30 protein-coding genes are annotated in these 25,832 nt (G+C 70.9%); 19 read left to right on the top strand and 11 right to left on the bottom strand.

All coding sequences use genetic code 11. The annotated features are described in order from the left end of the window. Positions 1 to 402, bottom strand: a 402-nt coding sequence (locus N4G66_RS25240) for a hypothetical protein (RefSeq protein WP_449343318.1), incomplete at its 3' end; no start/stop codon positions are given. A 518-nt stretch (positions 403 to 920) separates the two neighbouring features. Between N4G66_RS25240 and dhaK the strand changes: the two genes are divergently transcribed. From dhaK to N4G66_RS25225, 3 genes are all read left to right on the top strand, one after another. Next, positions 921 to 1,913 carry a dihydroxyacetone kinase subunit DhaK gene (dhaK, locus tag N4G66_RS25235; protein ID WP_261706467.1) on the top strand — a complete coding sequence of 331 codons (993 nt, stop codon included), beginning with the start codon at positions 921 to 923 and terminating at the stop codon, positions 1,911 to 1,913. 238 nt (positions 1,914 to 2,151) lie between these two features. Then, positions 2,152 to 2,751 (top strand): dihydroxyacetone kinase subunit DhaL, encoded by a 600-nt coding sequence (gene dhaL / locus N4G66_RS25230; protein WP_261706466.1) that lies wholly within the window; start codon positions 2,152 to 2,154, stop codon positions 2,749 to 2,751. Further along, complete coding sequence (locus tag N4G66_RS25225; RefSeq protein ID WP_261706465.1) at positions 2,744 to 3,160, top strand: PTS-dependent dihydroxyacetone kinase phosphotransferase subunit DhaM; 417 nt, start codon at positions 2,744 to 2,746, stop codon at positions 3,158 to 3,160. The genes dhaL and N4G66_RS25225 overlap by 8 nt, the downstream gene beginning before the upstream one ends. A 105-nt stretch (positions 3,161 to 3,265) precedes the next feature. On the opposite strand, the gene N4G66_RS25220 is transcribed toward N4G66_RS25225, so the two are convergent. Further along, the gene (locus tag N4G66_RS25220; protein ID WP_261706464.1) at positions 3,266 to 3,925 is read right to left on the bottom strand and encodes a TetR/AcrR family transcriptional regulator; all 660 of its coding nucleotides are present in this window, start codon (positions 3,923 to 3,925) and stop codon (positions 3,266 to 3,268) included. 162 nt (positions 3,926 to 4,087) lie between these two features. Here N4G66_RS25220 and N4G66_RS25215 point away from each other — a divergent pair, with 162 nt between their 5' ends. Next, on the top strand, positions 4,088 to 4,852 hold the full coding sequence (locus N4G66_RS25215; protein ID WP_261706463.1) for an SDR family NAD(P)-dependent oxidoreductase: 765 nt from the start codon (positions 4,088 to 4,090) through the stop codon (positions 4,850 to 4,852). Positions 4,853 to 4,934: 82 nt separating this feature from the next. Here N4G66_RS25215 and N4G66_RS25210 read toward each other — a convergent pair whose 3' ends face one another. Beyond that, positions 4,935 to 5,645 (bottom strand): glycoside hydrolase family 75 protein, encoded by a 711-nt coding sequence (locus N4G66_RS25210; RefSeq protein WP_261706474.1) that lies wholly within the window; start codon positions 5,643 to 5,645, stop codon positions 4,935 to 4,937. 364 nt (positions 5,646 to 6,009) lie between these two features. Here N4G66_RS25210 and N4G66_RS25205 point away from each other — a divergent pair, with 364 nt between their 5' ends. From N4G66_RS25205 to N4G66_RS25195, 3 genes are all read left to right on the top strand, one after another. Continuing rightward, positions 6,010 to 6,996 (top strand): fibronectin type III domain-containing protein, encoded by a 987-nt coding sequence (locus tag N4G66_RS25205; protein WP_261706462.1) that lies wholly within the window; start codon positions 6,010 to 6,012, stop codon positions 6,994 to 6,996. A gap of 446 nt (positions 6,997 to 7,442) precedes the next feature. Then, positions 7,443 to 7,997: a hypothetical protein gene (locus tag N4G66_RS25200; RefSeq protein ID WP_261706461.1), complete on the top strand. Its 555-nt coding sequence runs from the start codon at positions 7,443 to 7,445 to the stop codon at positions 7,995 to 7,997. A gap of 318 nt (positions 7,998 to 8,315) precedes the next feature. Then, the gene (locus N4G66_RS25195; protein ID WP_261706473.1) at positions 8,316 to 9,404 is read left to right on the top strand and encodes a MerR family transcriptional regulator; all 1,089 of its coding nucleotides are present in this window, start codon (positions 8,316 to 8,318) and stop codon (positions 9,402 to 9,404) included. An 84-nt stretch (positions 9,405 to 9,488) separates the two neighbouring features. On the opposite strand, the gene N4G66_RS25190 is transcribed toward N4G66_RS25195, so the two are convergent. The 4 genes from N4G66_RS25190 to N4G66_RS25175 all read right to left on the bottom strand — a co-directional run bounded on the left by N4G66_RS25190 (position 9,489) and on the right by N4G66_RS25175 (position 14,102). Further along, positions 9,489 to 10,061 (bottom strand): PadR family transcriptional regulator, encoded by a 573-nt coding sequence (locus tag N4G66_RS25190; RefSeq protein ID WP_261706460.1) that lies wholly within the window; start codon positions 10,059 to 10,061, stop codon positions 9,489 to 9,491. Positions 10,062 to 10,159: 98 nt separating this feature from the next. Further along, a complete protein-coding gene (locus tag N4G66_RS25185; RefSeq protein ID WP_261706459.1) occupies positions 10,160 to 12,175 on the bottom strand; it encodes an NADPH-dependent 2,4-dienoyl-CoA reductase in 2,016 nt (671 codons plus the stop codon). A gap of 219 nt (positions 12,176 to 12,394) precedes the next feature. Continuing rightward, on the bottom strand, positions 12,395 to 13,198 hold the full coding sequence (locus tag N4G66_RS25180; RefSeq protein ID WP_261706458.1) for an alpha/beta fold hydrolase: 804 nt from the start codon (positions 13,196 to 13,198) through the stop codon (positions 12,395 to 12,397). A gap of 109 nt (positions 13,199 to 13,307) precedes the next feature. Then, the gene (locus N4G66_RS25175) at positions 13,308 to 14,102 is read right to left on the bottom strand and encodes a putative protein N(5)-glutamine methyltransferase (protein WP_261706457.1); all 795 of its coding nucleotides are present in this window, start codon (positions 14,100 to 14,102) and stop codon (positions 13,308 to 13,310) included. A 408-nt stretch (positions 14,103 to 14,510) separates the two neighbouring features. Between N4G66_RS25175 and N4G66_RS25170 the strand changes: the two genes are divergently transcribed. Then, on the top strand, positions 14,511 to 14,936 hold the full coding sequence (locus N4G66_RS25170) for a MarR family winged helix-turn-helix transcriptional regulator (RefSeq protein WP_261706472.1): 426 nt from the start codon (positions 14,511 to 14,513) through the stop codon (positions 14,934 to 14,936). Between the two features lie 100 nt (positions 14,937 to 15,036). On the opposite strand, the gene N4G66_RS25165 is transcribed toward N4G66_RS25170, so the two are convergent. Next, positions 15,037 to 15,807, bottom strand: a complete 771-nt coding sequence (locus tag N4G66_RS25165) for a GNAT family N-acetyltransferase (RefSeq protein WP_261706456.1) — start codon at positions 15,805 to 15,807, stop codon at positions 15,037 to 15,039. Positions 15,808 to 16,114: 307 nt separating this feature from the next. Here N4G66_RS25165 and N4G66_RS25160 point away from each other — a divergent pair, with 307 nt between their 5' ends. Next, positions 16,115 to 16,720 carry a sulfite oxidase-like oxidoreductase gene (locus tag N4G66_RS25160; RefSeq protein WP_261706455.1) on the top strand — a complete coding sequence of 202 codons (606 nt, stop codon included), beginning with the start codon at positions 16,115 to 16,117 and terminating at the stop codon, positions 16,718 to 16,720. Then, positions 16,713 to 17,480 (top strand): ferredoxin reductase, encoded by a 768-nt coding sequence (locus N4G66_RS25155; protein ID WP_261706454.1) that lies wholly within the window; start codon positions 16,713 to 16,715, stop codon positions 17,478 to 17,480. The genes N4G66_RS25160 and N4G66_RS25155 overlap by 8 nt, the downstream gene beginning before the upstream one ends. Before the next feature lie 210 nt (positions 17,481 to 17,690). Here N4G66_RS25155 and N4G66_RS25150 read toward each other — a convergent pair whose 3' ends face one another. Beyond that, entirely contained in the window at positions 17,691 to 18,605 is a 915-nt protein-coding gene (locus N4G66_RS25150; protein ID WP_261706453.1) for a universal stress protein, read from the bottom strand. Between the two features lie 391 nt (positions 18,606 to 18,996). Here N4G66_RS25150 and N4G66_RS25145 point away from each other — a divergent pair, with 391 nt between their 5' ends. From N4G66_RS25145 to N4G66_RS25105, 9 genes are all read left to right on the top strand, one after another. Further along, positions 18,997 to 19,167: a hypothetical protein gene (locus tag N4G66_RS25145; RefSeq protein ID WP_261706452.1), complete on the top strand. Its 171-nt coding sequence runs from the start codon at positions 18,997 to 18,999 to the stop codon at positions 19,165 to 19,167. A 179-nt stretch (positions 19,168 to 19,346) separates the two neighbouring features. Then, positions 19,347 to 20,312 (top strand): acetylxylan esterase, encoded by a 966-nt coding sequence (locus tag N4G66_RS25140; RefSeq protein WP_261706451.1) that lies wholly within the window; start codon positions 19,347 to 19,349, stop codon positions 20,310 to 20,312. Positions 20,313 to 20,320: 8 nt separating this feature from the next. Beyond that, positions 20,321 to 20,725: a nuclear transport factor 2 family protein gene (locus N4G66_RS25135; protein ID WP_261706450.1), complete on the top strand. Its 405-nt coding sequence runs from the start codon at positions 20,321 to 20,323 to the stop codon at positions 20,723 to 20,725. 145 nt (positions 20,726 to 20,870) lie between these two features. After that, positions 20,871 to 21,191 (top strand): hypothetical protein, encoded by a 321-nt coding sequence (locus N4G66_RS25130; RefSeq protein ID WP_391858879.1) that lies wholly within the window; start codon positions 20,871 to 20,873, stop codon positions 21,189 to 21,191. 233 nt (positions 21,192 to 21,424) lie between these two features. Beyond that, on the top strand, positions 21,425 to 21,754 hold the full coding sequence (locus N4G66_RS25125; RefSeq protein WP_261706449.1) for a DUF1905 domain-containing protein: 330 nt from the start codon (positions 21,425 to 21,427) through the stop codon (positions 21,752 to 21,754). Between the two features lie 250 nt (positions 21,755 to 22,004). Continuing rightward, a complete protein-coding gene (locus tag N4G66_RS25120) occupies positions 22,005 to 22,454 on the top strand; it encodes an SRPBCC family protein (protein ID WP_261706448.1) in 450 nt (149 codons plus the stop codon). Continuing rightward, positions 22,451 to 22,789, top strand: coding sequence for an ArsR/SmtB family transcription factor (locus N4G66_RS25115; protein WP_261706447.1), 339 nt, complete (start codon positions 22,451 to 22,453; stop codon positions 22,787 to 22,789). The genes N4G66_RS25120 and N4G66_RS25115 overlap by 4 nt, the downstream gene beginning before the upstream one ends. A 307-nt stretch (positions 22,790 to 23,096) precedes the next feature. Then, positions 23,097 to 23,909 carry an SDR family NAD(P)-dependent oxidoreductase gene (locus N4G66_RS25110; RefSeq protein WP_261706446.1) on the top strand — a complete coding sequence of 271 codons (813 nt, stop codon included), beginning with the start codon at positions 23,097 to 23,099 and terminating at the stop codon, positions 23,907 to 23,909. Between the two features lie 7 nt (positions 23,910 to 23,916). After that, a complete protein-coding gene (locus tag N4G66_RS25105) occupies positions 23,917 to 24,699 on the top strand; it encodes an isocitrate lyase/PEP mutase family protein (RefSeq protein WP_261706445.1) in 783 nt (260 codons plus the stop codon). A 44-nt stretch (positions 24,700 to 24,743) separates the two neighbouring features. Here N4G66_RS25105 and N4G66_RS25100 read toward each other — a convergent pair whose 3' ends face one another. Together N4G66_RS25100 and N4G66_RS25095 are read right to left on the bottom strand one after the other, a co-directional pair. Continuing rightward, the gene (locus N4G66_RS25100) at positions 24,744 to 24,890 is read right to left on the bottom strand and encodes a hypothetical protein (protein WP_261706444.1); all 147 of its coding nucleotides are present in this window, start codon (positions 24,888 to 24,890) and stop codon (positions 24,744 to 24,746) included. Positions 24,891 to 25,023: 133 nt separating this feature from the next. Beyond that, positions 25,024 to 25,611: a histidine phosphatase family protein gene (locus N4G66_RS25095; protein ID WP_261706443.1), complete on the bottom strand. Its 588-nt coding sequence runs from the start codon at positions 25,609 to 25,611 to the stop codon at positions 25,024 to 25,026. Positions 25,612 to 25,832: the final 221 nt, after the last annotated feature.

The following is a 25,832-nucleotide window of genomic DNA, read 5'->3' as shown; positions in this document are numbered from 1 at the left end:
CCGCCGAGGACAAGATCCGGACCGTTCCCGGTCCGACGGCTCCAACGAGCCCACACGTGGCCACGTTTTACGCAGGTCAGCGACGCGGGACGCCTGCACCGGCCAGCAGACGAAGAACACGCCGACGTGCGCACGGGCAGCTCGATACAGCTCCACTTGCCACCCTCCACCGGTAGCCGGCCGAAAATCAGCAGAAGGTTCAAAACAAAGCTTCGTCGGCGGTGCCGAGAGGATCGATATCCGGAGCGCCGGATAGTGAGTCGGGGGCAGGAGAAGGTTGGCGGCGACGTACTGATTCAGAATTTCGTCCCGATCCATGAACATGATCCGGCTACGCCCAGAGGCGCCCAAAGAATTGCCCGGCCAATTGCGTGTAGCCTTGACGATCTCGCCGCCGGTCACAAGAAAGCATTGTCGACGAGCTCAGTGAAAAAATCGGTGATGTATACGCTGGGGCGGTAAAGAAAGCACTTCGACTCCGAAAAGCCGCCGGGAGCGTCAGAGCCGAGATTTCCGCAAACCAGGTCGCCAAGGGATTCGAGCGTCCTCTTCCTGAACTTCACGCTGAAGCCCCCTCCCCCGCCACTGCCAGGTCGGCCACGAGCACGTGCCACCCCTCATTGCGCCCCGCTCCAGACGTAGACGGCAGAGAGCGGCTCAAGTACGCGCGCACCTACCCGAGCGTCCACGCGCGTGACCTTCGCTACCGCAAGGTCAATACTGGGGATGACAGCACTCCCGCCGACCCCGCGTCCAATCGCCCCGCAAATCTGACAAGCCATCACGAAAGTCGGCATCAGTACCGCCACGGCCCGGCAATGAGCTCCACGAAGCACCAAGATCAAAAACTAGCCGCACCAGGCTTGACCAGGTAAAACACAGGTCAGGAACTCGTCCGTTAATCTCACCGGGAGGTACCCATGAAGATGCTCATCAACGTGGCGGAAACGGTGGTGGCGGACGCGCTGCGGGGCATGGCGGCAGCGCATCCGGAGCTGACGGTGGACGTCGAGAACCGCGTGATCGTCCGCAGGGACGCCCCGGTCGCGGGAAGGGTGGGCCTCGTCTCCGGCGGCGGGTCCGGGCACGAGCCGCTGCACGGCGGATTCGTGGGCCCCGGGATGCTGTCGGCGGCCTGCCCGGGCGAGGTCTTCACCTCACCGGTGCCGGACCAGATGCTGCGGGCGGCGGCCGCCGTGAACAGCGGCGCGGGCGTCCTGTTCATCGTGAAGAACTACACCGGCGACGTCCTCAACTTCGACATGGCGGCGGAGCTGGCCGAGGACGAGGGCATCCGGATCGCCAAGGTCCTCGTCAACGACGACGTGGCCGTCACCGACAGTCTGTACACGGCCGGGCGGCGCGGAACGGGCGCGACGCTGTTCGTGGAGAAGATCGCGGGCGCCGCCGCCGAGGAGGGCGCGCCCCTGGAGGCGGTCGAGGCACTGGCCCGGCAGGTCAACGAGAACTCCCGCAGCTTCGGCGTGGCGCTCAGTGCCTGTACGACGCCGGCCAAGGGCAGCCCGACGTTCGATCTGCCGCCCGGGGAGCTGGAGCTCGGCGTCGGCATCCACGGCGAGCCGGGCCGGGAGCGGCGCGCGATGATGACCTCGCGCGAGATCGCCGACTTCTCCGTACACGCCGTCCTGGAGGACCTCGCACCGCGCAATCCGGTGCTGGTCCTCGTCAACGGCATGGGCGCCACCCCCCTGCTGGAGCTGTACGGCTTCAACGCGGAGGTGCAGCGGGTGCTGACCGAGCGGGGCATCCCCGTCGCGCGCACCCTGGTCGGCAACTACGTCACCTCTCTCGACATGGCCGGGGCATCGGTGACCGTCTGCCAGGTGGACGAGGAACTGCTGCGCCTGTGGGACGCGCCGGTGAAGACGCCGGGGCTGCGCTGGGGCGTGTGAACCCGGTCGACAGGCCGGGTACGTGAACCGGTGAACGGGCCGGGGTACGTGATCCCGGCCTGTGGACCGGCGCAGGCGAGCCCGGCCGACGGAAGGTCGGCCGACGCGGGGGTCGGCTGACGCGGGGGTCGGCCGACGCGGGGGTCGGCTGACGCGGGGGTCGGCTGACCGGGGGCGGCGCCGCCCTGCGACCGTCGGCCGGCATCAGGTCAACTTTCGTACCACGCAAGGAGATTCCGTGCTCGACGCCGATTTCTTCCGCCGTTGGATGACGGCGACCGCCGCGTCCGTGGACCGCGAGGCGGAGCGTCTCACCGACCTGGACTCGCCCATCGGTGACGCCGACCACGGCAGCAATCTGCAGCGCGGATTCGCCGCCGTGACCGTCACGCTGGAGAAGGAGGCTCCGGACACCCCCGGCGCCGTCCTCACGCTTGCCGGGAGGCAGCTGATCTCGACGGTCGGCGGCGCGTCCGGGCCGCTGTACGGCACCCTGCTGCGCCGGACCGGCAAGGCACTCGGGGACGCCGCCGAGGTCACCGATGAACAGTTCACGGACGCGCTGCGCACGGGCGTCGACGCGGTCATGGCGCTGGGCGGAGCCGCTCCCGGCGACAAAACCATGATCGACGCCCTGGTGCCCGCGGTCGACGCGCTGGCCGAGTCGTTCGCCGCGGCGAAGTCCGCCGCCGAGGAGGGCGCCGTCGCGACGACGCCCCTGCAGGCCCGCAAGGGCCGGGCGAGCTACCTGGGCGAGCGCAGCATCGGGCACCAGGACCCGGGCGCCACGTCCTCGGCGCTGCTGATCGCGGCACTCGTGGAGGCGGCCGGTGAGTGACACCGAGGGACAGCTCGTCGGCGTAGTGCTGGTCTCCCACAGCGCCGCCGTCGCCACGTCCGTCGCCGAACTGGCGACGGGTCTGGCCGGTGGCGGCACGGTCGCTCCCGTGGCCCCGGCGGGCGGCACCCTGGACGGGGGCCTCGGCACCAGCGCCGAGCTGATAGCCGCCGCCGCGGCCTCCGTGGACCGCGGGGCCGGTGTCGCCGTACTCACCGACCTGGGCAGTGCCGTACTCACCGTCAAGGCACTGCTGGCCGAGGGCGACGAACTGCCGGACAACACGCGGCTGGTGGACGCTCCCTTCGTCGAGGGGGCGGTGGCCGCCGTCGTCACGGCCTCGGCGGGCGCCGACCTCGCGGCGGTGGAGGCGGCAGCGGCGGACGCGTACACCTATCGGAAGATATGAGCACCGAAGGGGCTGACGAGCGGGGAGAGTGAGGACCGGAAGGCCCGAGGGCCGGGAAAGACGAGGGCCGGGAAGCGCGAAGACCGGGAAGGGTGAGGACCGGGATCAGGAGATCCCTTTCGCCGCGACGATGAGAGCTGAGCGGATGGTCGCCGCCAGCTCCGACCGGGCCGTCGCGGGATCGGGCTCCTCTTCATCGGTGCGCCACGCGTAGTGCTCGACCGCCGCGCGCAGCGCCGCGTTGAGCATGGCGGCCTGGATCTCCGAGCGCAGATCGACCGCGACCAGCCCGGCGCGGTCGGCCAGGGCGCGGGCGAAGGCCGGCTCGGCCTCGTCATGGGCCTGGAGCCAGACGGCGCGCAGTCCCGGCTCGGTGCGGGTGAGCCTCAGCAGTGTGCGGACCCTCGGCGGCTGCGGTTTCGCCAGCGGGTCCTCGACGCTCAGGGACGCCCGTTCCAGGGCGTCCTCCAGGAGACCGTCCGCCGGCCAGGCGCGCAGCGCCGTGGCGATCGCGTCGATGCCGGCCGCGAACAGCGGGCTGACGCAGCTCTCCTTGCTCGGGAAGTAGCGCCACAGGGTCCGCCCGGACACGCCGACGGCCCGGGCGATCTGATCCCCGGTGGTGGCGGCCACGCCCTGGTCCACGAAGAGTTCCACCGCGGCGCGGGCGATATCGAGCCGGATCTCGGCCCTGCGCTCGTCGGTCAGCGGAGGCCGCCCGGTACGGCCCCGGCCGGGGTGTTCGCCGATCGCGCCGTCCGGCACTGGTGACTCCTTCGTTCCGTCTGCGGATGCTGCCCGGGACTGCGGTGATTCTAGCGATCTCCGTCACCACCTCCTGAGGCTTTCTGTCATTCAGTGACATTAAGTCGTACTGTGCGGGTGCAGCACCTCGGCTGCACCCGTACGCACCTCTGGGAGAACGCCATGAGCACCACTGGACTGGACGGCCGCAGCGTCATCGTCACCGGCGCGGGCTCCGGCATCGGCCGTGCCACCGCCCTCGCCTTCGCGGCCGAGGGCGCGCGGGTGGTCGTGGCCGATCTCAACGCCGATGGCGCCGCGGAGGTCGTCAAGGAGATCGAGGCGGCAGGCGGCTGCGCCGTGGCCGTCACGGGCGACCTGAGCGAGCAGGCGGTCGTCGACCGGGTGGCGGCGACCGCGGTGGAGCGGTTCGGCGGAGTGGACGTGCTGGTGAACAACGCCGGGATCATGGACCGCATGTCGGCGGTGGCCGAGGTCAGCGACGCGGAGTGGGAGCGGGTCATCCGGGTCAACCTCACCGCTCCGTTCCTGCTCACCCGGGCGGTGCTGCCGCACATGCTCGCCGCCGGCAAGGGCGCCGTCGTGAACACCGCCTCGGAGGCGGGCCTGCGCGGCAGCGCCGCCGGCGCCGCGTACACCGCCTCGAAGCACGGCATCGCGGGACTCACCAAGTCCCTCGCCGTGATGTACCGGGACAAGGGCATCCGCACCAACGCCATCGCCCCGGGCGGCACCAGGACCGGCATCACCGTGGACCTCGAGGCCGGCGCCCACGGCCCCGCCGTCCTCGGGGCGTACATGGGCAACGTCGGCCGGCCCGCCGAGGCCGAGGAGCAGGCCGCAGCGATCGTGTTCCTCGCCTCGGACGCGGCGAGCAACATAAACGGCGTGATCCTGCCCGTCGACAACGGCTGGGCGGCGGTCTGACATCCGGTCGGGGGCCGGCGGCCGACCGGGGGGGGCCACCCGGTACCTGCCGACGCTGCGGCCCGGCGCCGGGCTTCGGCGACTATCCCCCGTCCAGGAGCCTCCGGGCCAGCCGCTCCCCGGCCGCCACCGCGGCGGCGTGGTCCTCGATGGGTGACACCCGGGAGTTCTTGAAGACGATGTAGGTGACCCCGGACGGGGTACCACCGCCGCGCGGATCGGGGCGGATACCGAGCGCCGCGGCCGTCGCGTACGAGGCCTCGCCGATGATGTCCTGCGGGCCGGTGTCACCGACGACGGCGTACTGGACGCGGTCCTGGTAGATCACGGCCGCCACCGAGCCGGGCTCGATGCCGTGGTCCCGGTAGTTCCAGATGTCACTGGGGGCCGGGACGACGATATAGGGCAGCGTCTCGGCGCTCAGACAGCGGCCGTCGGACTGCTGGAATGCCGTGGACTCGGAGAACAGCGGGTCGGTACGGCTGTTGCACAGGGGGCCCGGTCTGCCGTCGCAGTCGATGTCCATGTCCGCCTCCCAGAAGACGGCACCCGGGGTGCCGCAGACCGGGATCCCGGCACGGGTGCCGTCGTCGCTGCGGTATCGCCCGTTCGAGACGGCGGCGCAGCCACCGAGCTTCGCCAGCAGGTCGGCGGCCCGGACGGATCCCTCCCGCCCGGGCGCGACCGGGCTTCCGGGGCGGCCCGTGGTGGGGGTGGTGGACAGCAGCGCCGGGGCCGCGGCGAGCAGGGCGGCTGCCGCGGCCGCGGCCAGCCTCAGCGACTGGACACGCACGACGGGAGACCCTCTCCTGGGGAACATGGACGCTCATTTGCCCAAATCTGGTGGGCGTCCGACAGCGCGTCCACCGGGAGGGGGCCGGACGGTGCACGGCCACTTCCCCGGGCGCCGTGCGGCCGAGGGCCCGAGCCACAGTCGGCTCCGGCCACTCGACCGCACGCGTCGGCGCGGGATCAGCGACGACAGCGTTCCGCGCCGGGGGTAGGAACTCCCCTGAAAACAGGGCGAGTTCACACCGCGTCAGGATCAGCATACGTACCTCCTCAACAGTCCGGTCAACAGCGTCCACCCTCTTGATGTGGCCGCGTCACCCGTGTCTTATAGGTACAGACCAATCCCGTCGAGGGAGGGCAGACCCTTGCGCCGCGTTCCCCCCACCGTCCTGCGCGCGCTGGTGTGCGGCGCGCTGCTCGCGCTCGCGTCCTGCGGATGGGCCGCCCGGACAACCGGCCAGGACGAACGGCTGCCCGCCGCGCCGATGGGCGTGACCGCCGCCGCGGGCAGCGCGACCAGCGTGCACGTCATGTGGAACCTGGTCTCCGAGAACCCGAGGATCACCCGCTACGAGGTATATCGCGGCACCACCAAGGTGAAGGAAGTGCCCGGTTCTGAGCACATGGTGGACATCACCAGGCTCGAACCGTCCACCTCGTACGTCTTCACGGTCCGGGCCCGGAACGCCGCCGGAGTCCCGGGGCCGCCCAGCAAACCGGTGCGGTCCACCACCCCGGCGGCGGTCGCGGCCGACGGCACTGCGCCCACCCGCCCCGGCAGCCCGCGCGGCAGGGCGGTCGGCGGCCGGGCGGTCCAGCTGTCCTGGGCGAGGTCGTCCGACGCGCGGGGCGTGGCCTCGTACGACATCTACCAGGGCACCTCGAAGATCCACAGCGTCGGCGGAGCGCAGACGGCCACCGTGGTCACCGGGTTGCGGCCGGGCACGGCCTACGCCTTCACAGTGCGGGCCCGTGACGCCGCGGACAATGTCTCGCCGCCGAGCAACACGGTCAGGATCACCACCGCCCCGGGCTCGGACGACGGCCGGGGCACGGCGCCGACCGGCTTCCGGGCGACGACCCATCGGAGCGACGGGGCGTACTACATCGACCTCGCCTGGACCGCGCCCGAGGTCGACGGAGTGATCACGGAGTACCGGATCCATCTCGACGGGCGTCCCGTGACCTCGCTCGTCTGGGGCGGCAGCCCGCCCCGCGGCACCTGCACCTACAGCTTCTACGTCGGCCGGGAGGCGGACGTGACACACCGGGTACGGATCCGGGCGAAGCTGCCCGACGGCACCTGGGGCGGCTTCTCCGCGGAGCGTTCCGTGACGACGGGGCGTCAGTGAAGCGTCCGGCAGGGCTGGTCCGACTGCGATGGGTCCGGAGAGACCGGTCCTACTGTGACGGGCGTAGGGGCCGGTCCGGCTGTGACCGGTCCGGCGCTGCTGGATCCGGCCGGGCCGGCCCCAGCAGCGCCGGTGATCGCCACGACCCGGCCGCGCGGGCCCCGCACCCGGTGACGGTGAATCCTCCGAGGCAGCGAACCGCCGACCGCGTCGGCCACGTCGGTAGTCAGCCGCGTCGGCCACGTCGGTAGTCAGCCATGTCGGCCACGTCGGTTGTCCGCCGCGTCGGCAGTCCGCCGGACGATGGAATTCATCACCTGCCCGGTCCCCGTCCGCATGCGGGCCCGGCCCGGGGCGCATTGGCTCGCACTGAGGCAGCACGGGCCTTCCAATCCTCGGCGGCGCATGGGATGTACCGCCAACCGTGCCGCTGGAGGGCAGTTCCTATGCGTACCACTCAGACACTTCTCCGCTCCGGCCTGACCGTGGCCGCCACCGCTGCGCTTCCGCTCACCCTGGCCGCCCCGGCGGCCGTCGCATGGGGTTCCGGGATCTCCGTGAGCACCAGTGGCACCTCGGTCTCGGTCACCACCAGTGCCTGCCCGAGCAACGGAAGCAGTTTCGGCGATGCCTCGCTGCTCTCCAGCGGGCAGTCGAACTTCGCCCAGGGTCGGCAGATGTCGCTCACCGGGACGAGCAACAACCAGTCGGCGGCCTGGACAGGCGTGGGCCCCGGCACCTTCACGGTCATCGTCGTCTGCCAGGACGGCACGACGGCGGGCACCCAGTCGATCATCGTGGCTCCCAGCACGGCCCCCGCGACCCCCACGATCTCGACGACGGTCTCACCCTCGCCGTCGCGCGGTGTCATGGGCGGGCTCGGCGGGGCCGTGAAGGACTACGGCACGGCCACGGTCGTGGGCGGCGCGGCCCTGGTCGTGACCGGCACGGTGGCGGCGGCGTGGTTCCTGCGCCGCCGGTCCAAGCCCCACCGGCTCTGAGCCGAAGTCCTTCGCAACAGGCGGCCGTTCCGTCGACTCCGGTCGCGGACGGCCGCCCAGTCGTGCTTCGTCGGGTCTCTCCGTCAGCGCCGACCAGGAGCGCGCCGAGCGCCGACGGGCACTCCAGGCCACTGTCGCTGCTGGATCGCCCCGGGCCGGCGCACGGACCGGCAGGTTGGCCGAGCCGGCATCCTCTGCGGGCGAGGCGGCGCCTGGTCATGGGCGGTCACGCACGCTCGCAGGAGCGAGGCGCTTGACCCTCACGTGGCGTCATGCCGCACAGTCGGTGGCGTGAAGGAGCACCTGACCGTGGGACGTGTGGCCGAGCTGGCCGGCGTGAGTGTCCGCACGCTGCATCACTATGACGAGATCTGCCTCGTGCGGCCGTCCGCGCGAACCTCGGCCGGGTACCGGGCCTACTCGGCGGGCGACGTGGAGCGGCTGCGGGAGGTGCTCGCCTACCGGCGGCTGGGCTTCGGATTGCGCGAGATCGCGGATCTGGTCGACGACCCGGCCACCGACGCGGTCGCGCACCTGCGCCGGCTGCGCGGCCTGCTGCTGGAGCAGCGCGACCGCGCCGCTGCCACGGTGACGGCCATCGACCGGGAACTGGAGGCACGGGCCATGGGGATCAGGACGACACCGGAGGATCAATTGAAAGTGTTCGGCGCGCAGTTGTACGACGTCATCGGGTCCGCATACCCGGCGACCCGGCGCACCGAGCCGCGGATCGCCGCGAGGATCTGGGATGCGCTCGGGGACGCACGGACGGTACTGAACGTCGGGGCCGGCACCGGCTCCTACGAGCCCCCCGACCGCGACGTCACCGCGGTGGAACCGTCGGCGGTCATGCGGGCGCAGCGTCCCGCGGGCGCCGCTCCGTGCGTGGCCGCCGCCGCGGAGAGCCTCCCGTTCGAGGACCAGTCCTTCGACGCCGCGATGGCCTTCAGCACCGTCCATCACTGGCGGGACCCGATCGCGGGCCTGCGCGAGATGCGGCGCGTGGCCCGCCGAGTGGTGGTGTTCACGTACGACGCCAGTGATACCGGCCGGCTTCAGCGGTTCTGGCTAACCCGCGACTACCTGCCCGAATTCGCCGGCCTTCTCGTCGGCTGGCCTTCACTGGCCGACCTGACCCGCGCGATCGGGGGCCGCGCGGAGCCGGTGCTCATCCCGTGGGACTGCGCCGACGGCTTCTTCGAGGCCTACTGGCGCCGGCCCGAGGCGTACCTGGACGAACATGTGCGCCGCGCGGTATCGGTATGGACCAGAGTCGGGCCGGAGGCCGAGCGCCGGGCAGTGAACGGACTCCGCGACGACCTTTCCTCAGGCCGATGGGCCGAGCGCAACCGCGACCTCGTCGCCCTCGACGCGGCCGAGCTCGGCCTCCGCCTGCTCGTAGCCTGAACCAACGTGCGCGAGAACGCCGCAAGGGAGCCGACCCGCCGGAAACAGTCCGTCGCGGTGCGACCGGAGCGGAGCGTGAACCGATCATTCGGATGAGCGGCGGACAGAACCCTGGTCGCGCCCCGGCATGCTTTCGAACTCCGCCAGGGCGTGGGTCAGCCACTGGGTCCAGAACGTCTCCAGGTCGATACCGGCCCGCAGGACGAGATGGCGCAGACGGTCTTCGGGGGTGCTCTTCTCCGGCGGGAAGTCCCGGTCCTGGATCTCCTCGTACTCGGCCAACTGGCGCCGGTGCAGGGCGAGATGGCGGCGCAGATCGGCATCGAGGCCTTCGGTGCCGACGACGGCCGCGGCACGCAGGCGCAACAGCATGGTGTCACGCAGCGGCTTCGGGTCCTGCGAGGTGGCCGTCCAGCGGGCGAGTTCGGCGCGGCCCGCGGGCAGGACTTCGTAACTCTTCTTCTGACCCCGGGCGTGCTGCTCCGGGGGCAGTGCCCGGATGTACCCCTCAGCCTCCAGTTTCCCCAGCTCGCGATAGATCTGCTGATGCGTCGCCGACCAGAAGTAGCCGATCGACTTGTCGAACCGCCGGGTCAGTTCGAGGCCCGACGAGCGCTTCTCGAGCAGGGCGGTGAGGATCGCGTGCGGGAGTGACATGGGGTCATCCTAGGGAGGGCCGCGGGCGCTGCCCGGTGCCCGGCCGCTGCCGGCCGGACACCGCGACAGCCCTCCCGCGGTTCGTTTCTTGCGGTGGCCTAGAGCGCCGCCGCCAGTTCGGTGCCCTGCTTGATGGCGCGCTTCGCGTCCAGCTCCGCGGCCACGTCGGCGCCGCCGATGAGGTGGACGCCGCGGCCGGTGGCGCGCAGCGCGTCGTACAGGTCGCGGCGGGGCTCCTGGCCGGTGCACAGCACGATCGTGTCGACCTCGAGGACCTGGCTGTGCCCGTCGACGGTGACGTGCAGTCCGGCGTCGTCGATCCGGTCGTACTGGACGCCCGGAACCATGGTGACGCCGCGGTGCTTGAGCTCGGTGCGGTGGATCCAGCCGGTGGTCTTGCCGAGTCCGGCTCCGACCTTGGACGCCTTGCGCTGGAGGAGGTGCACGGTGCGCGGCGGGGCGGGTCGTTCGGGGGCGCCGAGACCGCCGGGCATCCGGTAGTCCATGTCGACGCCCCAGTTACGGAAGTACGTCTCCGGGTCCTCGCTCGCCTTGTCGCCGCTGTCGGTGAGGAACTCGGCGACGTCGAAGCCGATACCACCGGCGCCGAGGATGGCGACGCGGTCGCCGACCGTGGCTCCGTCGCGCAGCACGTCGAGGTAGCCGACGACGCTCGGGTGGTCGACGCCCGGGATCTCCGGGGTGCGCGGGCTGACGCCGGTGGCGACGACGACCTCGTCGAAGGCCTCCAGCGTGTCCACGGTGGCCCGGATGTTCAACCGGACGTCCACGCCGTGCAGTTCGAGCTGCGTGCGGAAGTAGCGGATGGTCTCGTCGAACTCCTGCTTGCCGGGGACCTTGCGGGCCACGTTGAGCTGGCCGCCGATGTCGCCCGCGGCGTCGAAGAGGGTGACGTCGTGGCCGCGTTCGGCCGCGCTGACGGCGCAGGCGAGTCCGGCGGGCCCGGCACCCACGACGGCGACGGTCTTGCGCAGCCGGGTCGGCGCGAGGACCAGCTCCGTCTCGTGGCAGGCGCGCGGGTTGACCAGACAGGAGGTGATCTTGCCGCTGAACGTGTGGTCGAGGCAGGCCTGGTTGCACCCGATGCAGGTGTTGATGGCCTCCGGACGTCCGGCTTCGGCCTTGGCGACGAAGTCGGGGTCGGCGAGCATCGGCCGGGCGAGCGAGACCATGTCGGCGTGGCCGTCGGCGAGCAACTGCTCGGCGATCTCCGGGGTGTTGATGCGGTTGGTGGTCACCAGCGGGATCGAGACGGAGCCCATGACCTTCTTGGTCACCCAGGCGTACGCGCCACGCGGCACCGAGGTCGCGATCGTGGGGATACGGGCCTCGTGCCAGCCTATGCCGGTGTTGATGATCGTCGCTCCGGCGGCCTCGACGGCCCGCGCCAACGTGATGACCTCGTCGAGCGAGGAGCCGCCGGGCACCAGGTCGAGCATCGACAGGCGGTAGATGATGATGAAGTCGTCACCGACGGCCTCGCGTACGCGGCGGACGATCTCGACGGGGAAGCGCATCCGGTTCTCGTACGAGCCGCCCCAGCGGTCCTCGCGCCGGTTGGTCTGCAGGGCGATGAACTCGTTGATGAGGTAGCCCTCGGAGCCCATGATCTCGACGCCGTCGTAGCCCGCCTGCCTGGCGAGCCGGGCGGCGCGGGCGTAGTCGTCGATGGTCTGCTCGATCTCGGCGTCGCTGAGTGCGTGCGGCGGGAAGGGGCTGATCGGGGCCTGCAGCGCGCTGGGGGCGACCAGGTCCTGGTGGTAGGCGTAGCGCCCGAAGTGCAGGATCTGCATCGCGATCTTCCCGCCCTCGCGGTGCACCGCGGCGGTGATCCCGGCATGCTGCTCGGCCTCGGCCTCGGTGGTCAGCTTGGCGCCGCCCTCGTACGGCCGTCCGGCGTCGTTGGGCGCGATGCCGCCGGTGACGATCAGGCCGACGCCGCCTCGCGCGCGGGCGGCGTAGAACTCCGCCATGCGCTCGAAGCCGCGCTCGGCCTCCTCCAGGCCCACGTGCATGGAGCCCATGAGCACGCGGTTGGGCAGGGTTGTGAAGCCCAGGTCGAGCGGGTTCAGCAGATGCGGGTAACGGCTCATCGGGCCCTCCGTGCGCGGTGTCGTACGTCTGTTGTAGACGACGGGCCACGCATTATGCAACTAGTTGCATAATGAGGAGGATCACTCGGCTCGGAGCCTCACGATCGCTCGGCCCGGGCCGGAGGAAGGCCCGGCGCGGAGCCTGCGGATCGCTCGGCCCTAGCCGAGGAGGCCCGGCGCGAGCCGAGCAAAAGCGCGGTGGCGGGGCTGGAGGAAGGTTCAGCCGAGAGCCACCCGGGCCACGAGTTCGGCCACCACCACGGGCTGGTCGACCATCACCAGATGGCCCGCGTCGGGGACCGAGACCATCGTCACGTCGGGGCCGGCCTCGAGTCCGGCCCGCTCCTCCTCCGACAGACCGACGTCGTCGTGGTCGCCGCGCACGACCCAGGCGGGCACACCCGAGTCACGGAGCCGGGAGACCAGGTCCCGGTACCGGTCCAGATAGTCGAAGTAGTGCCGGATCACCTGGCGGCAGAACGCAGGATCGTTCTTCTCGAACTCGGCGGTCAGCGCTTCGCGGCGGGCCGGTGGCAGATTGCTCACCATGACCCGGGGCGTCAGCTTGAGCAGGCCCGCCCAGGCCAGCATCCCGACGCCCGGCACCCGCCCGAGGCTGTTGGCGATCGCCAGCGCCTTGTCCTCGTCGGATGCCGAGAACGCCGGGGACAGCAGGACGACAGGGCCGGCGAAGTGCCCGCCCGCCGCCATCTCCAGGGCGACATTGGCACCGATGCTGTGCCCGACCACGACGCCGCAGCCGCGCTCGGCGGCCAAGGCGCCCGCCAGCGCCGCGTAGTTCTCCATGGAGAGATCACGCGGAGGCGTGGTGCCCGCGTGCCCCGGAAGGGTCGCGGCGACCAGCCGCACCGGCGCGGTGGCGAGCGGCGGTGCGGCCATCAGGTCGTCGTAGAACGCGGTGTTGCACATCCCGCCGGGCAGCAGCAACACCCTGGCGCTCGCGTCGGCGGGCCCCGACTCCTTGATGTCCCACGCGTCGAACTTCTCGGGGGCACTGCTCACGTTCGGCCTCCCTCTGGCAACTGCGGTCAGCCAGAGTGTGGCGCGCGGGGCGGCACAATCGGCCGATCAGGGTCCGAACGCGGCATGTCGCCCGCGTCGGCCCGCCCGGTCAGGGCTTCACGCCGATCACCACGTTGGCGTACCTCTCCTCCGAAACGGCCAGTCGGGCGATCAGTCCGCCGCGGGCGAATGCCTCGACGGCCGCGGGTGCCTGGCGCTCGCTCGTCTCGACGAGGAGGCAGCCTCCGCCGGCCAGCCACGGCGGCGCCTCGGCGGCCACCCGGCGTACGAGGTCGAGTCCGTCCGCGCCGCCGTCGAGGGCGACCAGGGGTTCGTGGTCCCGGGCCTCCGACGGCAGCAGGCCGACCTCGTCGGTCGGGACGTACGGCACGTTGGCGGCCAGGACGTCGACGCGACCGCGGAGGGTGGCGGGCAGCGCGGCGAACAGGTCCCCCTCGTGGACCTGGCCGGCGAACGGCGCGACATTGCGGCGGGCGCAGCGCACCGCCGCCGGGTCGATGTCGGCGGCGTGCAGTTCGGGCCCGCCGAGGGACGCGGCCAGCGCGGCGCCCACCGCACCCGAACCGCAGCACAGGTCCACCACGACGGACGCGCCCCGCGCGAGCGCGACGGCCTGTTCGACGAGGAACTCGGTGCGGCGGCGCGGCACGAAGACGCCGGGGTCGAGGGTGATGCGCAGACCGTGGAACTCCGCCCAGCCGAGGACGTGTTCGAGGGGCAGCCCCGCGACGCGCCGGTCCACCATCGCGGCGGCCTCGTCCGGGGTGCGGGCGGCGGAGAGGATCAACTCCGCCTCGTCCTCGGCGAAGACACAACCGGCGGAGCGGAGCGCGGCGACCAAGGAGGCTGTCGCGTCAGGAACATCAGGAGAGAGAGGAGGCATGAAGCCGAGGGCCTTTCGACGAGCCGAAGGGCGCTCCCGCGGTCACCTGGAGACGGTGACCGCGTTGCCTGGAGAGGAGAGCACCCGACCTGACACAGCGGTAATGGGTCTCACCTCCTCGGCAACTCATCGGCCGAGACGGTCCACGGCCGGGACGGCCACTTTACAGGAACGATCAGCCGACGGGCGGGGACTGGTGACCACCGGATCCTCATTTGGTCGACCCGTGCGCCCCTCTCCCCTCTTCGTTCCCTCTTCCCGCCGAGTTGTACTATGCAACCAGGAAGGAAGAGAGGTCCCGTGATGACATCCGCCGCACCCGAAGGGCCCGGAGAGTGCGCGGCCACCACCGGGACAGCGACCGACGGGGTGACGGCCGACGCGGCCGTGGAGATCATCCAGCGGGAGATGACCGTGTTCGCCCGGCGGGCCCGCGCCTCGGCGGGGCGTATGCATCCCGAGCTGTCCCTGGTCTCGTACACCCTCCTCGGCCATCTGGAGGAGGTCGGCGGCTGCCGGGCCACGGACCTCGCCGAGCACTACGCGCTGGACAAGTCCACGGTGAGCCGTCAGGTGGCGGCGCTGGAGCGGGCCGGGCTGATCGAACGGCGGATGGATCCCGAGGACCACCGCGTCCAGGTGCTGCATCCGACAAGGGCGGGCACGGAGATCCTGGCCCAGGTGACCCGTAGCCGCCAGGTGGCCTTCCGCGAGCGGCTCACGGGCTGGTCGGAGCAGGACCTCACCCGCTTCGCCTCGTATCTGCAGCGCTACAACGCCACGGCCACCGCCACCGCCACGGAGAAGCCGGAAGCGGGGCCGCCGAGTGACTGATCCGGCGTCCCGGCGGCTCAGCGGCGCAGTGCCGTCCCGAGGTGGCGTGATGCCGTCCCACGGTGTCGTGATGCCGTTCCGTCGTCGTGACGCACGGGTGTCATCCCACGCTCACGGTCCGGCCGCCGCCCAGATGCTCGGGCACCCGCGCGGCCATGAAACGGGTCGTGCGGCGCAGCCGGAAGCCCAGCGACTCGTAGAGGCGGATGGCGCCGGTGTTGCCCGCGGCGGTGTGCAGGAACGGGGTCTCGCCGCGTTCACGGATGCCGTGCGCGACGGCCAGGATCAGGCGCGTGGCCAGGCCCTCGCCCCGGTGGGCCGGGTCGGTGCAGACCGCACTGATCTCGGTCCAGCCCGGTGGACGGAGCCGCTCGCCCGCCATGGCGATCAGGGCGCCGTTCCGGCGGATCCCGAGATACGTGCCGAGCTCGACGGTGCGTGACAGGAAGGGTCCGGGCCGGGTGCGTTCCACCAGGTCGAGCATGTCCGGCACGTCTTCGGGGCCGAGTACCACCGCCTCGGTGTCCGGCGCCGCGGCGAGTCCGTCGTCGACGAGCTGGACACCGTCGAGACTGAAGGTCACCTCCCAGCCGTCCGGGGTCCGCCCGCCGAATCCCGCCAGCGGCGCCTCGCCCCCGGGCCCCACCAGGGCCGCGAGATCCGCCCAGTCACCGGCGTCGGGGTCGTCGGGCAGCGCCAGCCACGGAGACACGTCCACGGGGTAGCGCAGGACGCGTCCACGCCGTTCGGCGAAGTGGGCGTGGGGCCCGGTGAGGGAGCCGAGGGCCGGGTTGTCGAGCGGGTGACGGCCGGGAGGATTCTCCGCTTCCTCCGGGCTCCCCGCCCCTGTGAAGACGTACGCCTCGGCCATCTGCTCCCTCACTCCCCTTCGCTGTGTCACCGGTTGTCGCGGCCCCGCTCACCGGTTGTACATGTACGGACCATCGGACTTCACTGCAGCAGCAAGGAAGATCGGGGCACGGCTATTCCCGGGCGCCGGGAGAGTTCATACGTCCGCAATGATCAGCGCCCCTCACCGGCTCGGAGCACGGTCCACTTGCGCGTACCGTTGAATGGCTAAGCACCGGTGCGCGTCCGGGGCACAGACCCGCACGCTCGCGCCGATCACGCTCGATCCGCGGGCCGCCGCCCCCGGCGGTCCTGGAGGCACCACCCGTATGAACGTCACGCGAGGCTTCACCGGGCGCCCGCGCGCCCACAACCGCGGACTGCCGCCCGGCCAGTACGACGCGGGCGACGACTGGCCCGTCCTGTCCGCCGAGGTCACCCCGGACCTGGCGCCCGCCGACTGGACCCTGCGGATCGACGGCCTGGTGGCCGAGCCGCGCACCTGGAACTGGGAGCAGGCGCACGCGCTGCCCGCCTCGGCGTACGAGGGCGACATCCACTGCGTGACAGGCTGGTCGAAGTTCGGGGTGCGGTTCGGGGGTGTGTCGCTGGACGCCTTCCTGGAGGCCGTACGACCGGATCCGTCCGCCACCCACGCGGTCGCGTACGCGCACACCGGGTACACCGCGAACCTCCCGCTGGCCGACCTCACCGGCGGTCGCGCCTGGATCGTGTGGGACTACGACGGCGCACCACTGCCGGCCGAACACGGCGGCCCGGCGCGGCTGGTCGTGCCCCATCTGTACTTCTGGAAGAGCGCCAAGTGGATCGCGGGCATCCGGATCCTCGACCACGACGAGCAGGGCTTCTGGGAACAGAACGGCTACCACGCCCGCGGCAACCCCTGGGAAGAGCAGCGCTACTCCGGTGACTGAGACCACGACCGAGACCTTCGTACCGCCGACACGGTTCGCCGTGCCCGGCCGCATCGCCGTGAACACCCGGACGGCCACCACCTGGCAGACCGCCACGCTCACCGAGATCCGCGGCGAGACCCCTCACGCGGCGACCTTCCGATTCGCCGTGCCGGCCTGGGAGGGACATCTGCCCGGCCAGCATCTGCTGCTGCGGCTCACCGCCGGGGACGGTTATGCGGCCCAGCGCCACTACTCCATTGCGTCGTCGCCCGACGACACCGGTCACATCGAACTGACCTTGGACCATGTCGACGGCGGTGAGGTCTCCGGCTGGTTCCACACCGTGGCCCGGCCCGGCGACTCCGTCGAGGTCCGCGGTCCGCTCAGCGGCTTCTTTGCCTGGCCCGGGGACCGGCCCGCGCTGCTCGTCGGCGCCGGCTCCGGTGTCGTACCGCTGATGTCGATGCTGCGGCACCACCGCGCACGGACGATGGACGTTCCGCTGCGCCTTCTCGTCTCCGCGCGAAGCCCCGAAGAACTCATCTACGCACGCGAGTACGGCGACGAGACCACAGCCGTTTTCACTCGCCGCGCCCAGAACGGTGCGCCCGTCGGACGTATGGCCGCCGCACATGTGGCGCCCTTCCTGGCCGAGCAGCCGCCCGGTGGGTGGGAGGCCTACATCTGCGGATCCAACGGATTCGCCGAGCATGCCTCGCGGTTGCTGGTGGAGGCCGGGCAGCCGGTGGACCGGATTCGGATCGAGAGATTCGGCTAAGGGCCGTGCTCCGCCCTGCTGGGTCGGGTTCCGCCGGCTTCCCGCGGGTCCCGCCGGGTCCCCACGCGTCCCACCGGGTTCCCGTGCCGCCGACGGCCGGTCGGGACGCTGCGGGCGGATCGGCCGACGTGTGCCCCGGGAGCGCAGAAGCACGGGAAACGCAGGGAACCCCGGGAGCGCAGGGAGAGCCGCAAAGCTGCGGGAGCGGCGTCAGCCGTGCGGCACCACGACGACCGGACACGTCACCTGCCGGATGACGGTCCGCGCGGCGCGGCCCAGGCGCTCGCCCGCGCGGCGGCCGACGATCAGCAGACCGGCGCCGGTGGACGCCCGGAGCAATTGGTCTCCGGGACGGCCGTGGACGACCTGTTCCGCGACCGGGACGTCCGGGAATTTGTGGCGCCAGGGCCGCAACGTGCCGGTCAGGGCGCGCCGTCGGCCGGTCTCCTGGTCGTTGGCGCCGCCGGGCGACGGCACGATGGCCGACGGAACGGCGGGTGCGGGATCGTGGAGTGGAGACAGGGTCCAGGCGTGCACCACGAGGAGCGGTGCCGAACGGACGGCGGCGGTGTCGAAGGCGTAGCCGATCAGGTCGTCGGCGGGGTGCTCCAGGTCGAGGCCGAGGACCACGGGACGATAGGACGCGGCGCTCATCGGTGTGCGCCCTTGAGTGAATTCCCTTTCGTCCTCGGGGAGTTCGCCCGCACGGACCAGGACGACCGGACATGTCGCGCCGGCCGCGACGGTCAAGGCGACGGAACCGGTCAGGAAGCCGGCCGGAGCGGGGTGGCCGGTGCGACCGCGGGAGCCTACGACGAGGGTCTCGGACTCGGCGGCCGCCGCGAGCAGTGCGGGCACCGCGGGCGTCTCGGTGTCGCGCGCGACGATGTCCAACGCCGGGTGTGCGTAAGACAGTTGGATCGCCGCCCGGTCGAGCGTCGTCCTGGTGCGCCCGGCGGGCACATCGACGTCCGGAACGCGTGCGGATACGCGCGGCCGTGTGCCCGCGTGCAGCAGACGCAGCGGGAGACGGCGCCGTCCGGCCTCGCGGGCCGCCCAGTCGGCGGCGTCCAGACTGGCGCGCGAACCGTCGATTCCTGCGGTGATGGTGGTGCCGGAGTTCATGAGCGATGCCTCTCGGAACTTGGACGACTACGGATGCCGTGATGCTTTGCCCGCGGCGCCGCCGGGGATTTCGGCCGACGGGTGTATCCGGCCGATGGCGGGGCAGTCGGGGTGCGCCCGGGTGTCGCGGGCGGGGACGGTCGGTGTTTCGCCATCGGGCTCCTGTTCGCCGACGCGGTGGTTCGCGGGTTCGCGGGTTCCACGGCGGGCGGGGATCAGTCGTACGGCGCCGGAGTTCGACGGGGGCCGGCAATGACCGCTGCTGCCGCGCGCATGACGGGTGCGACATGACGGGTTCGGCGAACCGGACGCTTACGGGGGGGGCTGTTCGACCCCGGGGTCGCAGGCGCCGGTACCGAGGAACGTCCGGGCGCCGGAGCGGTGCGCTGCGGTGATCCGGCAACTCACGCTGGCCATGGGCGTCTTCACCGCCACGGGCGCCGTCTTCGTCGTGTTCGTCGCGCACCTCTGCGTACGCCGGGCCCTGGAACGTCGTCGGCTGGCTCACTGGGAGCGCGACTGGGCGCAAACGGAACCGGAGTGGACCCGGCGCACGGCCTGACGGGCGCCCTGGATCTGGGGCACCCACCCGTCGAACCAGAGGACGGGCGACTTCCCGGTGAGGAGCGAGCTGATGAACGGCGCCGGGAAAGTCTTCGTTCTCGGCGCGGCCGTGGCGGGCCCCCGAGGGCGGACGTACCGTGTGATCATCCGCACCCGTATGCCGAAAGGTGGTCCTCGATGGCCCTGTTCGACCTCCCTCTCGACGAACTCCGCACCTACCGCAGCGCGTCCACAGAGCCCGAGGACTTCGACTCCTTCTGGACCAAGACTCTCCAGGAAGCCCGTGAGCACGATCTCGCCGCCCGCTTCGAGCCGGTCGACATCCCGCTGAAGACCGTCACGGTCCACGACGTCACGTTCGCCGGGTTCGGGGGCCATCCGGTCAAGGGCTGGCTGACCGTGCCGGCCCGGGCGAACTCGCCGCTGCCCACGGTCGTCGAGTTCATCGGGTACGGCGGCGGACGTGGGCTCGCGCACACGCATCTGCTGTGGGCCTCGGCCGGCTTCGCGCACTTCGTGATGGACACGCGCGGCCAGGCGAGCGCCTGGGGCGGCGGCGGGACCCCGGACCCGGTGGGCAGCGCGCCCGCCTTCCCCGGGTTCATGACGCGGGGGATCGAGGATCCCGAAAACTACTACTACCGGCGGCTGTTCACCGACGCGGTGCGCGCCGTGGAGGCGGCCCGCTCGCATCCGCTGGTCGACGCGGCCCGCGTAGCGGCGCTCGGCGGGAGCCAGGGCGGCGGCATCGCCATCGCGGTCGGCGGGCTGGTGCCCGACCTGGCGGCGATCGCCCCCGACGTACCGTTCCTGTGCGACTTCCCGCGCGCCACCGTGCTCACGGACCGCTCCCCCTACCGGGAGATCGGCAATTACCTCAAGACCCACCGCGGCCGCACCGAGGAGGTACAGCGCACTCTCTCCTACTTCGACGGGGTGCACTTCGCCGCGCGCGGCCGGGTCCCCGCCCTGTTCTCGGCGGCACTGGAGGACCAGACCTGCCCGCCGTCGACGGTCTTCGCGGCCTTCAACGCCTGGGCGAACAAGGAGAAGCAGATCGAGGTGTACGACTTCAACGACCACGAGGGCGGCGGCCCCTACCAGCAGGCCGCGCAGCTGCGCTGGCTGCCCGCCCGCGTCTGAGGCCCGCGATGGACACGACCACGGCGGCACGACGCTTCGTACGGGTGTGGGAGCGGGCCTGGGCGGCCCATGACGTCGAGGCGATCCTGGAGCTGTACTCGGACGCGTGCGTCCACCGCTCCATGCCGTTCCGGGAGCCTCACCACGGCCGGGACGAGCTCGCCGCGTACATCCGCTGGTCCTTCGCGTCCGAGACCACGACCGATGTCCGCTTCTCCGAACCCATGATCGGCCAGGACGGCCGCGCGGTCGCCGAGTTCCGCGTCCTCGCGGAGGAGGACGGCCGTCCGTCGACACTCGCGGGCTGCGTCTTCGTCCGCTTCGACGCGACGGGTCTCGCCGTGGAGACCCGGGACTACTGGCACAGCACCCCGGCGTACGTGCCTTCTCTCCCCTGGCAGACGACTGCTTAGCTCGGCGAGCGCACCGAGAGATTCCGGAGGGACAGAACTGGACCGGCTCAGCCCGGCTGTCCGCTGAAGGGACCGAGGTCGCGTTTCTCACCGATGGCTTTCCCACGCGCTGCTGTCTTCGGACAGCCGTGCCGAACTTGCGGGGGTGATCGGTGCCGAGGCCGAAGCCATCGTGTACCTCTACGCGTCGTGTGACCGCAGGGCCACGTATCCGACGCTCGCGCATGCCGACGGGGTCTTTCGGAATCGGTTCACCGGTGGTCTCCATACTCCGGAGCCGCACCTTCGCCGGGACTTCGCCGAGCTGTCCGCCGCCAACGAACTCGACCTTGCCCGCATCGACTCCGCCTTCCGCGAGAAGTGGAGGGCCGAACTCCTCGCACTGTTCACCCGGTTCAGGCCCCTGCTGAGCCAACCCGCCTGGTCGGACTGTCGCACTGTGCTTGCGACGGCTCCGCAGGACTGAGTCGGCCCCTCGGCGCCTGACACGATCTCGCGGCCCCGTAGCCGCACCGCTGGTGCTCGGCCGCTCGCCTGCCCGCGATGCCCGGGTGATGGACAGTCACGAGGGCATCGCGTCGGAGGCGGTCTCGGTGGCACCGTACGCCTACGTCGTCGAAGGGTGCGAAGACGGACCGGAACCCTTCGCCGGATCGATCGCGGATATCTTGGCCGTCCTCGAGGAAGGTGAGCGACTCCATGGAGTTTGTGTTTTCCGGCCGAGTGATCGAATGGCGCGGACCGTCGCCGTACTACTTCGTCCGCGTGCCGGACGAGGAGTCCGCCGACATCCGCGAGGTGGCCGCAGTGGCCACCTACGGCTGGGGCGTGATCCCGGTCGAGGCTCACATCGGCGAGGCCGCCTTCCAGACGTCGCTCTTCCCCAAGGACAGCGGTTACCTGCTCCCGCTCAAGGTCGCTGTGCGCAAGCCGAGCGGCCTCTCGGCAGGGGACGATGTGACGGTGAGAATGACCGTCCGTCTCCACGAAACCCGACCCCGCCAGGGTTCACGGTCACGGCACCAGTGAGCGGGCGGGGGCTCTGAACGCGGCTCGGCGATCCACTCCAGTCACGCTCACTGTGCTGTGGCCGCCGCCGTGCTGTCGCCGCCGCGGCACGGGACCCCGCGCACGCGCAAGCCGTCTCGCCACGGTCACCGCTGCCCGGTCAGGCGTTCCCCGCGTCGAACTCACGGTCGATACGCAACATAAGGTTGCGTGTTGACGGCAGGACCACTAGAGTCATACGCAACCGATGGTTGCTCATGGGAGGTCTGTAGTGGAGTTCGGAAAGCTGGAGCGCGAGATCCGCATCGACGCGGCACCGGAGATCGTGTTCGATGTGGTGAGTCGTCCCGAGCACATCAAGATGTGGTGGCCCGATGACGCGTCGTTCGAGCCCGCGCCGGGCGCGGTCGGCGAACTGGTGTGGGGCGACCGCGCCGCGGTCGAGGCGATCACGGTGGTCGACGTCGATCCGCCGCACAGGTTCGCGTTCCGCTGGGTCGCTCCTGGTGGTCAACTGCCCGATGCGGACAACTCCCTCCTGGTCACCTTCGAGCTCGAGCCCTCCGGTGACGGCACGATTCTGCGCCTGACCGAGAGCGGCTGGCGGGAGAAGGGCTGGGAAGCCGCCGTGCTCGAGGAGGCATTCCACGACCACGAGCGCGGCTGGGACCTGTTCCTGCCCAGGCTGCAGAGCTACGCCCCTTCCGTGGTGGCGCAATGACGGTCGCCGTCGACGACGAACTCTGGTCGGCGATCGGCGACCCGATCAGGCGCCGCCTGCTCGACCTGCTGCTCGCGGAAGGAGTCGGTACCCCGACCAGCCTGAGCGATCGCCTCCCGATCTCACGCCAAGCGGTCACCAAGCACCTGGGCGTCCTCGATCGCGCGGGCCTCGTGCACGCGACACCGATGGGCCGCGAACGGCGCTACGAAGTCGACGAGGCGCAGCTCACCCGCGCCGTCCGGCAACTGAACGAAGTCGGCAGGAACTGGGATGCGCGACTGAACCGCATCAAGCGCATCGCGGAACAGATCCAGCGCCAGAAAAACGACTGACCAACAGTCCACCGGAAGAGATCTCCGGCGAGCGGCCCCTCGACCCCGATGCCGCTGCCGGTCCCCGCGGCCAACGCAGGCATCGCGTGGAGCTCGTACGCCGGTGGCGTGGCGATCGCCCCCTTCGCCGCCTCGTCCGCGGGCGGTCACCGGCCTGATCATCGCGGAGATCCCCGCCCCGGTCGCCTGAACCGCCGCCTTCTGAAGCCTCCGGCAATCGCGGACGCGACAGAACTCGCAGCGGCGACGGGGTGACCGTCGGCCCTTCGTAGTCATTCAGAAGAACAAATCACCTTTGGAGGACACAATGAGTGAATTGCTGCTTGGCGACAAGAACGCTGTGATCTATGGAGGCGGCGGCGCCATCGGCGGCGCTGTCGCACGGGTATTCGCCCGGGAAGGCGCGAGAGTTTTCATCGCCGGGCGGACGCAGGCGAAGCTCGACGCCGTTGCGCGTGACATCGCCGCTACGGGCGGAACGGTCGAGACCGCCGAAGTCGACGTTCTCGATGAACAGGCGGTCGAAAAGCACGCCGCCGAGATCGCGGCGAGGGCCGGCAGCATCGACATCGCCCTCAACGCCGTGAGTGTCATGCACGACCAGGGGACCGTGCTGGCGGACCTCTCGCTGGAGGAGTTCATGCGGCCGGTCGACGGCTTTCTGCGGACGCTGTTCATCACCAGCAAGGCTGTGGCCCGGCACATGGGTCGCGAGCGCCCTGGCGTCATCCTGACGCTGTCCGAGCCGGGCTCCAAACTGGCCGTGGGCGGCATCCTGGGGCACAGCGTGAGCGCGGCCGGCAAGGAGGCCTTCTCGCGGGTCCTGGCCGCGGAGCTGGCACCCAGCAACATCCGGGTGATCTGCATCCGCCCACACGCTGTCGTCGACGCTCCGGCGGCGGGTTCCTACACCAAGGACCTCTTCAAGCAAACCGCGGCAGCGGCGGGCCAGTCGGTCCAGGAAATGCTCGAAGGCGGGGGGATGGTGCAGGGAACGCTTCTGAAGAGGCTGCCCACACTCTCTGAAATCGCGGAGACGGCCGCGTTCCTGGCTTCGGATCGAGCTGGAGCCATGACCGGAGCAATCGCCAATCTGTCCGCCGGCGCACTTGTCGACTGAGGCCGCCATGTCCGATCAGACAGACGTTTTGTCCAACCAGGCCGACAAGGCCGAGCTGCTTCGTTCCCTGCACATCCCGGGCGCTCCGCTGGTGCTGCCGAACGCCTGGGACGTGGGCAGCGCCCGCGCCGTGGTCGACGCGGGCTTCCCGGTGGTCGCGACCGCGAGCAACGCGATCGCCGCCGCTCTGGGCTACGACGACGGCGAGGGTGCCCCGAGCGAGGAGATGATGTTCGTCGCCCGACGCATCGCGGCCTCTGCCGACGTGCCGGTCACGGTCGACGCCGAGGCCGGTTACGGGATGGCGCCGGAGGAGCTGGTCGAAGTGCTGAGCGGGATCGGAGTCGTCGGCTGCAACATCGAGGACAGTGATCACGCCAACGGCGGCCTGATCGACGTAGATGTCCGCGCCGTCTACATCGCGGAGATGCGCGCGGCCGCCGGGCGGATCGGGGTGCCGCTGGTCATCAATGCCCGGATCGACTCCTTCTTCCCCACCTCACCTCTGGCCGGGCATCGAAGGCGTGCCGACGCGATCAGCAGGGCTGAGGCGTACTGGTCGGCAGGCGCTGACTGTGTCTTCCCTCCCGGAGCAGGGCCGGACGACCTCCGGGCCATCGTCGCCGAGGTCGGCGCGCCGGTGAACGCTGGTCTTCCACTGAAACACGGGTCGCTGGACGAGCTTCGCGCAATCGGTGTGGCCCGGGTCTCCGTAGGACCCCAGCTGTACCGCAGCGCACTCGACCACCTGCGCACCGATCTGCAGCCCCTCCTCGAGACACGGAAGTGACGGACCGACTCGACAGTCATGGGCCGGAGCAGGCCACGGCCCCCTCATTTGCCCACCGGCACGCGCACGAGCCTGCCGTCGCCGCCGGCTCCCGGGGCGAGGGTGCCCAGAGAACAACTCGCGCTGGTGGCGGCGAGGGTGCAGGTGCCCGTGCTGGAAGTCGCCGAGACGCTGAAGTCGATCTGGCCCATGAAGCGGTCTGCGCCGAGCAGTTCGCGCTCGGTGAGGATCTTGTCGATGACTGCGGATGTCGCCGCCGATGAGGCCCAGGGCCATGAACAGGCCGAGGCGGCCGGCGCGCTCGGCGCTCGCGGGAGGGTGCCCCTACGGGACGTTCCACGCGGCGACGAAGGGCTGCTCCTCCTCGGTGGCCAGGAAGCTGAGAGTGCCTGGATGCGGGTGGCCGAGCAGTCGGCCGGCGGACGCGTCGAGGCCGAGCCAGCGCACGGTGAGCACCCGCGCCAGATGACCGTGCGCGACAACGGCGACGTCGCCATCGGCCAACAACGGCCGGATCCGGTCCAGCACCGCGTCCGTGCGCGCGCCCACCTGCTGGAGTTGTTCGCCGGGATGGGCCGCGTCGCCGGGCATGACGCCGTCCCGCCACAGGTCCCATCCAGGCCTCGCCTCCTGGATCTGCGCCGCGGTCAGGCCCTCATAGCCGCCGTAGTCCCACTCCAACAGGTCGGGATCGGCCCGTACGTCGGTCAGGGCCGCCAACTCGGCCGTCCGCACAGCACGGCTCAACGGGCTGCTGAACACGGCGGCCAGATGGCGTCGGGCAAGTCTCGGAGCGAGCGACTTGGCTGTGGCCTCGCCTGCGTCGGTAAGCGGAATGTCAGTGCGGCCGGCGTGCCGGCCCGACAGGCTCCATTCGGTCTGACCGTGCCTGATCAGTATCAGTTCACCCATGGCGGCGCACGATATCTGATCATGCGGCACGGCCCTCGACTCCGGCGGCACGACAGGCACTGTTCGCCGCGTGGTGTTCGCCCGCCGTTTCCCGCGCGGCGGGCGAGTTCACGGCGCGTTGCTGTCATACGGCTCCCGTCGGCTCCAACAGGCGGGTCAACGGCCCGTACAGGCTCAGCCCGAGGACTTTCGGACACTGCGGGTTCGACGGCTCTCGCAAT

The sequence above is a fragment of the Streptomyces rhizosphaerihabitans genome, assembly GCF_025399795.1.
Lineage (GTDB): Bacteria > Actinomycetota > Actinomycetes > Streptomycetales > Streptomycetaceae > Streptomyces > Streptomyces rhizosphaerihabitans.
Note: the sequence above shows the minus strand (reverse complement) of the source record. Positions and strands in the feature narration are given on the sequence as shown.